General features: G+C 69.2%; 7 protein-coding genes. 1 reads left to right on the top strand and 6 read right to left on the bottom strand.

What is annotated here, in order from left to right; all coding sequences use genetic code 11:
* Positions 1-16 precede the first annotated feature (16 nt).
* From ACNFOC_RS47700 to ACNFOC_RS47690, 3 genes are all read right to left on the bottom strand, one after another.
* Positions 17-916: an SCO1860 family LAETG-anchored protein gene (locus tag ACNFOC_RS47700; RefSeq protein WP_416965253.1), complete on the bottom strand. Its 900-nt coding sequence runs from the start codon at positions 914-916 to the stop codon at positions 17-19.
* Between the two features lie 131 nt (positions 917-1,047).
* Positions 1,048-2,139 (bottom strand): amidohydrolase family protein, encoded by a 1,092-nt coding sequence (locus ACNFOC_RS47695; protein ID WP_416965252.1) that lies wholly within the window; start codon positions 2,137-2,139, stop codon positions 1,048-1,050.
* A 112-nt stretch (positions 2,140-2,251) separates the two neighbouring features.
* Positions 2,252-3,694 (bottom strand): MDR family MFS transporter, encoded by a 1,443-nt coding sequence (locus ACNFOC_RS47690; RefSeq protein ID WP_416965251.1) that lies wholly within the window; start codon positions 3,692-3,694, stop codon positions 2,252-2,254.
* A 152-nt stretch (positions 3,695-3,846) separates the two neighbouring features.
* Here ACNFOC_RS47690 and ACNFOC_RS47685 point away from each other — a divergent pair, with 152 nt between their 5' ends.
* A complete protein-coding gene (locus ACNFOC_RS47685; protein WP_416965250.1) occupies positions 3,847-4,719 on the top strand; it encodes a helix-turn-helix domain-containing protein in 873 nt (290 codons plus the stop codon).
* A gap of 16 nt (positions 4,720-4,735) precedes the next feature.
* Here the strand turns inward: ACNFOC_RS47685 and ACNFOC_RS47680 are convergent, their stop codons facing one another.
* The 3 genes from ACNFOC_RS47680 to ACNFOC_RS47670 are packed head-to-tail and all read right to left on the bottom strand — an operon-like array spanning position 4,736 to position 7,214.
* Positions 4,736-5,536, bottom strand: a complete 801-nt coding sequence (locus tag ACNFOC_RS47680) for an amino acid ABC transporter ATP-binding protein (RefSeq protein ID WP_416965249.1) — start codon at positions 5,534-5,536, stop codon at positions 4,736-4,738.
* Positions 5,533-6,360, bottom strand: a complete 828-nt coding sequence (locus ACNFOC_RS47675; protein ID WP_416965248.1) for an amino acid ABC transporter permease — start codon at positions 6,358-6,360, stop codon at positions 5,533-5,535. Before ACNFOC_RS47675 ends, ACNFOC_RS47680 begins: the two co-directional genes overlap by 4 nt.
* A complete protein-coding gene (locus tag ACNFOC_RS47670; RefSeq protein ID WP_416965247.1) occupies positions 6,357-7,214 on the bottom strand; it encodes a transporter substrate-binding domain-containing protein in 858 nt (285 codons plus the stop codon). The genes ACNFOC_RS47675 and ACNFOC_RS47670 overlap by 4 nt, the downstream gene beginning before the upstream one ends.
* Between the last annotated feature and the right edge of the window lie 133 nt (positions 7,215-7,347).

Below are 7,347 nucleotides of genomic sequence, written 5' to 3'. Positions count from 1 at the left end.
GGGCAAGGTAGTTGCCTCAGCTTCGGCGGCGGCGCGCTGTCAGCACCGCACCCCCGCCCAGCGCCAGCAACAACACCGCCCCACCCGCGATGTACGGCGTCATCGAGCTACCCCCCGTCTCGGCCAACCCCGCCTCCGCCGGAGCACCCTGCGGCTTCACATCGGGCGCGGGGGCAGCGGACGGCGTCGAGGCGACCTCGGGTGCCTCACAGGTCGCCTTCGCCAACGTCAACGTCCCCTCCACGTCGGCGACGTTCAGATTCAACGGGTTGACGGAGACCTTGAGTTCGAGCGCGGTCGCGGCGGCCGTACGGGACGTGGTCGACGTCTTGGACAGATCGAGGCGCACCGAACCGACCCCGGGCACCTGAACCTCCGTAGGACCACTGGCGGTCACCGTGATCCGCTTGCCGAGCACCGTCACCGCCCCCGGCAGATGCGACGTGGCGACGGGCGCCCTCCCCGCCTCGCACGTCGCCTTCGACGTGACCGCGTCGACCTCGATGAGCGAGAGCAACGGCAGCCCGGGAACGTGGAGCCGCACATGGGCGAGGTTCGTATACCCCTCGGCCTTCGTCGCGGACACAGTCGCCTTCGCCGTGGCGACGTCCGCGCTGAGCACGCTGAAGGGCTGCCCACCGTTCACCCCGTCCAACTGGGCGGTGAGCGCGGTCTTTTCGGCGCTCTGCGGTGCCTGGACCTCGTTGAGTGAGACCGCGAGCGGGACGTCCACGGTCTTGTTGAGCAGGGACACGTCGAGCCCGGTGCGCAGCACGACGGCGCTAGCACGACCCTGGTCGGTGGTCGCGTGGGCGGAACCCGCGCCGACCAGCGCCACGGGACCGGCGGCGAGGGCGGTTGCCGTGGCGACGGTGGCCCAACGGCGTGCGGGCATGCGGAAGTTGGTGCCGTTCAAGGTGTGGGACCCCCAGAAGAGACATGCTTGGGACCCGGTAAGAATTACCCACGACGAGTGAACCGTCAGCGATCCCGCGTCACTTCACCCCATCGTGGTTTTTCCGTGAACGTATTCGAATCGCCTGGCGACTATTCGACCACCAGCCCGTTCAGCACCACCCGCCGCGGCGACGCCAGCACGCGCACATCGGCGCGCGGGTCCGTGTCGTAGACGACGAAGTCCGCCGGCGCCCCCTCTTCGAGCCCGGGCCGCCCGAGCCACCGCCGCGCGCCCCAGGCGGTCGCCGACAGCGCCTCTACGGCCGGGATGCCGGCGGTGACGAGTTCGGCGACCTCGGCGGCGACCAGGCCGTGGGCCAACGACCCCCCGGCATCGGTCCCGACGTACACCGGGACGCCCGCGTCGTAGGCGGCGCGCACGGTGTCGTAGCGCCGGTCGTAGAGCCTGAGCATGTGGGCGGACCAGGTCGGGTACTTGGTCTCGCCGCCCGCGGCAAGGTGCGGGAAGGTCGCGATGTTCACGAGGGTCGGCACGATCGCGACGCCCCGCGAGGCGAACAGCGGGATGAGATCCTCGGTGAGGCCGGTGGCGTGCTCGATGCAGTCGATGCCCGCCTCGACCAGGTCGCGCAGCGCGTCCTCGGCGAAGCAGTGCGCGGTGACGCGCGCGCCGAGCCGGTGGGCCTCGGCGATGGCCGCCTCCACCGCCTCCCGCGGCCAGCAGGCGGACAGGTCGCCGAGGTCGCGGTCGATCCAGTCGCCGACCAACTTGACCCAGCCGTCGCCTCGTTGGGCCTCCTGGGCGACGTATGCGACGAGTTCGTCGGGCTCGATCTCGTGGGCGAAGTCGCGGATGTAGCGGCGGGTGCGCGCGATGTGCTTGCCCGCGCGGATGATTTTCGGGAGGTCCTCGCGGTCGTCGATCCAGCGGGTGTCGGAGGGCGAACCCGCGTCGCGCAGCACCAGGGTGCCGGCGTCGCGGTCGGTGAGGGCCTGCGTTTCGGCGGTGTCCTTGTCGACGGGGCCGTGGGTGCCGAGGCCCACATGGCAGTGGGCGTCGACCAGACCGGGGAGGGCCCAGCCTTCGACTCCACGGATGTCGCGGGCATCGACGGGACGGTCGTAGGAGATGCGGCCGTCGATCACCCAGAGTTCGTCACGGATGTCCTCGGGGCCCACCAGGACTCGGCCCTTCATGTGCAGCACCGGTTGATCGCTCATGGCACGCACGATAGTTCGTCGGGTGCGGGTCCGTCGTGGCTGGTCGCGACCACGCCACGGAGCCACAGATCGACACAGCCCCGCGCCCGGACGAGCGCCGGTGAGCTGGGTGTCAGGGGCCGGCGTCGGCGGTCTCTCCGGACTTGGACGCGTTGGCGCGGCGACGGGCTCGGTGTTCGGTGTGGGCGAGCACGATGGTCGGGACGGCGGCGGCGATCGTGATGGCGAGCACCCATAGGAACGTGGTCCCGAAGCCGTCGGCCTGCCCGGCAGGCGTGGGGTGGTGGCGGAGCTGATCGCTGAGGACGACGGTGAGCACGGCGGTGCCGATCGCGCCGCCGACGCGTTGGAGGACGTTGAGTTGCGGGGTGGCGTCGGGGATCTTGTCCGGCGGCAGGGCCTGGTAGGCGGCGGTCATCGCCGGGATGATCGACAGGCCGAACCCGATGCCTCTGACGACCATGACGAGACACAGCAGCAGATAGGGGGTGGTGGCGGTCAGGAACACGAACGGGATGGTCGAGACCACCAGGACGGCGGCGCCCGTGAAGGAGGTGATCCCGGCGCCGTAGCGGTCGATGAACGGCGCCGAGAGCAGTGCGCCGAGCCCGGTCGGTGCGAGCAGGAGCCCGGCGACGATCACGCCCTCGCCGCGGACGGTCTGGAAGTACAGCGGCATGAGGATCATCCCGCCGAAATTCGCGGCGCCGAGTGCGAACTGGGCGACCGAGGCGGCGGTGAACGCCCGGCCGGCGTACAGCCGGACGTCGAGCAGCGGTCGCTTCGTTCGCAGGGCGTGGACGACGAAGCCGACCAAGGCGGCCGGTCCGACCAGCAGCGCGACGAGCGCGGCCGTGTCCAGCCCAGTGTCCAGCCCAGCGGTGTCGCCGAGTTCTGCCAGGCCGTAGGTGATACCCACGATCCCGGTGGAGGCCAGGATCAGGCCGGTCACATCCAGCCGTCCCGCGTCGCCTCCCTTTCCCATGGGCAGGAGCCGCAGGGCGAGCACGATACCGACGACGCCGACGGGGACGTTGAGCCAGAAGATCGCCCGCCAGTCGATGCCTTGGATGAGCAGACCTCCGATCAGGGGTCCGAGTGTCGGGGCGAGGATGATCGGTATCGCGATCAGGCTCATCACCCTCCCCATCTGCGCCTTGGAGGACCGCGCGGTCCAGATCATCGTGCCGACCGGCATGATCGCCCCGCCACCGACGCCCTGCACCGCCCGGGAGGCGATCAGCATCCCCACGCTCTGCGAGCACGCGCACAGCACCGAGCCGACGGTGAAGACCACCAGTGCGGCGACATACAGCCGGGCGGCGCCGAAGCGGCGGGCCGCCCAGCCGGTAGCGGGGATGACCGCCGCGAGCGCGAGCAGGTAGGCGGTCACCACCCACTGCACCGTCCCCAGCCCGGCGTGCAGGTCGACCGAGAGTGTGTGCACGGCGACGTTGACGATCGTCGAGTCCAGAAACGACAGCGACGCGCCGATCATCACCACCCCCACCGATCGGCGTAGAGCAGGCGAGAACGGCTCGGCGGAGACGGTCATACCCGCACCGCCTTCGTCTCGCGCACCACGTCATGCCCGGCCGGCGCTTCGGTCGGTCCGTAGCGCTTCACCAGGCCCTCGGCCTCGATCACCACATCGTTCATCAGTCACGCACTCCTCAAGTCAGCCATGCCTAAGTTAGGCTGGCCGATGTGCGCGTAGAGGCCAATCGATACCCCGAACCGGCCAACCCCGCAGGGCGGACCGCGAGCGGTTCGCCGGAGAAGTCCCGGCCGACGGACACCACCGACTCGGCACGCGCGGGAGCGACTTCGACGACGACGGGGCCGGCGGCCTCGCCCATCCTGTGCATTGACCGCGACACCGCCCAGGACCACGAGCTGCTGCACCTGCACTCGCACCCCGAACCGATGCTCACGTGGAGCTCGACCGCGACGTTGATGGGTACCGTCGCCCGTCGTGACTGGCTGATCCCGCCCGGCTACGGGCTCTGGGTGCCCGGCGGCATCGAGCACTCCGGCGCCGTGCTGCACCCGGGCGAGATGTTGACCATCACCTTCGCCGCCGACAACTGCCCCATCACCTGGACCGAGCCCACGTGCTTCACCGTCGGGCCGCTGCTGCGCGAGATCATCGCCCACCTGCACCACATCGCTCCCGACGACCACAGCCGTCCGGCCGCCGAGGCGCTCATGTTCAAACTGCTCACCCCGCTGCCCGCGCATCACATCCACGTCACGATGCCCGTCGACTCCCGGGCCCGCACGATCGCCGAACAACTCATCGCCCGCCCGGACGACCAGCGCGATCTCACAGCCTGGGCCGACTACGTCCATGCCGGCGCCCGCACGCTGTCTCGGCTGTTCCGCGCCGAGACAGGGCTCAATTTCGCCACCTGGCGCGCCCACGTCCGCATCCGCGCCGCCATCTCGATGCTGGCCGACGGTACCTCGGTCAACGCCACCGCCCGGGCGGTCGGCTACCGCAAACCCAGCGCGTTCATCGCCGCGTTCCGCCGGGTCACAGGCCAGACTCCCGGCACCTACCTGCCCCAACTGCGTTAGGCAAACCGACGTCGTCTCAGGGGGCGCTTTCCTCGTCCGATACTTCAGCCATCGCCGGGTCCAGCAGGCGGGACAGGAAGTGGCGGGTGCGTTCGTGTGAGGGGTTCGCGATGACCCGGTCCGGGGTGCCGTCCTCGACGATCACTCCGCCGTCCATGAACACGACCCGGTCGGCCACCTCGCGCGCGAACGTCATCTCATGGGTGACGACCATCATCGTCATGCCCTCGTCCGCGAGCATCCGCATGACCGCCAGTACGTCCCCGACCAGTTCGGGGTCGAGTGCCGAGGTCGGTTCGTCGAAGAGCATCACCTCGGGGCCCATCGCCAACGCCCGTGCGATCGCGACGCGTTGCTGCTGTCCGCCGGAGAGGGAGGCGGGGTAGGCGGTGGCCTTCTCGGACAGGCCTACGCGGCGCAGGTTCTCGGCGGCGACCTCGGCGGCCTGCGTCTTGTCCCGGCGCAGGACCCGGCGTTGGGGCAGGGTGAGGTTCTCGGTGACGGACAGGTGCGGGAAGAGGTTGAACTGCTGGAAGACCATGCCGATACGGCGGCGTACGGCGTCGATGTCCACATCCGGGTCGGTGATCTCGGTGCCGCCGACGAACACCCGTCCCTCGGTGGGTTCTTCGAGCAGGTTCACGCAGCGCAGGAGGGTCGACTTGCCGGAGCCGGAGGGGCCGATGACGCACACCACCTCGCCCTGGCCGATCTCCAGGTCGATGCCGCGCAGCACCTCGTTGGTGCCGAACGACTTGTGCAGGCCCCGGACTTCGATCTCCGGCCTCTCGGGCGGAGTCGTCGGTGGAGTCGTCACCGGACCGCCTCCCCCGTCTTCGTCTCCATCCGGCGCACCACGAAGCTCAGCGGGATCGTGACGAGGAGATAGCACAGGCCCGCCACCAGGATCGGCGTGGAGTTGGCCGTCGTACTCGCCAAGTCCCTTCCGTATTTGGACAGTTCGCGTTCCTCCAGGGTGACGCCGAGGAACAGGACCAGCGAGGAGTCCTTGAAGAGGAGGACGAGTTCGTTGGTCAGGGGCGGCAGGATGATCCGGAACGCCTGCGGGACGATGATCGACACCATGGCCCGCGCCTGCGAGAACCCGAGCGAACGGGCCGCCTCCAACTGCCCTTTGGGCACCGCCTGGATGCCCGCGCGGATCGTCTCCGCCATGTACGCGGCCGACACCAGGCCGAGCGCGAGGGCGACCTTGCCGTACGTACCGCCGACGATCTCCGTGCCCGGGAAGGCGAGTGGCACGGCGACGCCGACGAAGATGAAGATCAGCAGGGCGGGCAGGCCGCGGAAGATCTCGATGTAGATTCCGGCGAGCCAGCGGTACGGCCCGACCGACGACAGCCGCATCAGCGCGACGACCATGCCGAGGACGAGCCCGAAGACGAAGCCGGACAGGGTGTAGAGCACGGTGTTCTTGAGGGCGAGCGTGATGACGTCCGGGAACATCTGCTTGGCGATGCTCCACTGCGCGAACTGGTTCTTCAGGCGCCCCCAGTCGGCGGTGACCGCGAAGGCGATCACGGCGGCGAGGAACACGGCGTACTGCGCGCCCTGGGACAGCCTGCGCCGCTGACGGCGGGTCAGGCCCTTTGCCTTCGGCTGGAGTTGCAGGTCGGTCATGAGGCCGAGGGCGAGGGCGAGGCGGCCAAGGCGTCGTACGGACCGATCCACTTCTCGTACTGCTTCTTGTACGTGCCGTCGGCCCTCGCGTCCTTGATGGCCTTGTTGATGGCGGCGAGGAGTTTCGTGTTGCCCTTCTTGACCGTGAAGCCGTACTGCTCACCGGTGTTGAGGTTGTCGACGACCGTGAAGGCGTCGGCGTTGGCCTTGGTCTTGAGCCAGCCCTGGACGACCGGGTAGTCGATGATGACGGCCTGGACCTGGCCGGTGCGCAGGCCGTTGAGGACGGCGTCGGAGGACTCGAAGGAGACGGGGTCGAAGCCCTTGCTCTTGGCGTAGTCCTCGCCTGTGGTCTGCGCCTGGGCGCCGAGCTTCTTGCCCTTGGTCTTCACATCGGCGAGGGAGGTGATCCCGCTCTTCTTGTCGACGAGGACGGCCTGGGTGGCGTCGAAGTACGGGTCGGAGAAGTCGACGTTCTTCTTGCGCTCGGCGGTGATGGTCATGCCGGCGGCGGCCAGGTCGCACTCGTCGGCGTTGAGGAAGGCGCCGGTCTTGAAGTTCTCGAAGGGGGTGTCGAGGATCGTCTGCTTCACGCCGAGGTTCTTGGCGACCAGGTCGATGAGGGAGACGTCGAAGCCCTGCACCTTGCCGTCGATCTCGGACTGGAAGGGCGGGTAGGGCAGGTGCGTGCAGGTCGTGAGCTGACCGGCCTTGACGAGTTCGACGCCACCGGCGGCGGTCTTCGAACCGCTGCCGCCGCTGTCGCTCGACGTGCAGCCGGCCACGAGGACGAGTGCGGCGCTCGCGGTGGTGGCGGCCAGGGTGCGGGACCGGCGGCCGAGGAGCGTGTTCACGGAGGCCTCCTGTGACGGAACTATGGGTTCCGATTATTGGGAGGAGTCCGGTGGGCCGCTCACCCGGACCGGTGACCAGGGGGCCGTCCGGGCTAAGAAGTCGCCGGTCGGAGGGGGACGGAGGGGCTGGGAG

The organism is Streptomyces colwelliae (assembly GCF_048158785.1).
Taxonomy (GTDB): Bacteria; Actinomycetota; Actinomycetes; order Streptomycetales; family Streptomycetaceae; genus Streptomyces.
The sequence above is the reverse complement of the archived record's forward strand: the minus strand, read 5'-3'. Positions and strand labels throughout refer to the sequence as shown.

Bases quoted from the DNA above. Each gene is read 5' to 3' on its own strand.
- ACNFOC_RS47695 (WP_416965252.1), bottom strand. From the start codon at position 2,139: ATGAGCGATCAACCGGTGCTGCACATGAAGGGCCGAGTCCTGGTGGGC.
- ACNFOC_RS47675 (WP_416965248.1), bottom strand. From the start codon at position 6,360: ATGACCGACCTGCAACTCCAGCCGAAGGCAAAGGGCCTGACCCGCCGT.
- ACNFOC_RS47690 (WP_416965251.1), bottom strand. From the start codon at position 3,694: ATGACCGTCTCCGCCGAGCCGTTCTCGCCTGCTCTACGCCGATCGGTG.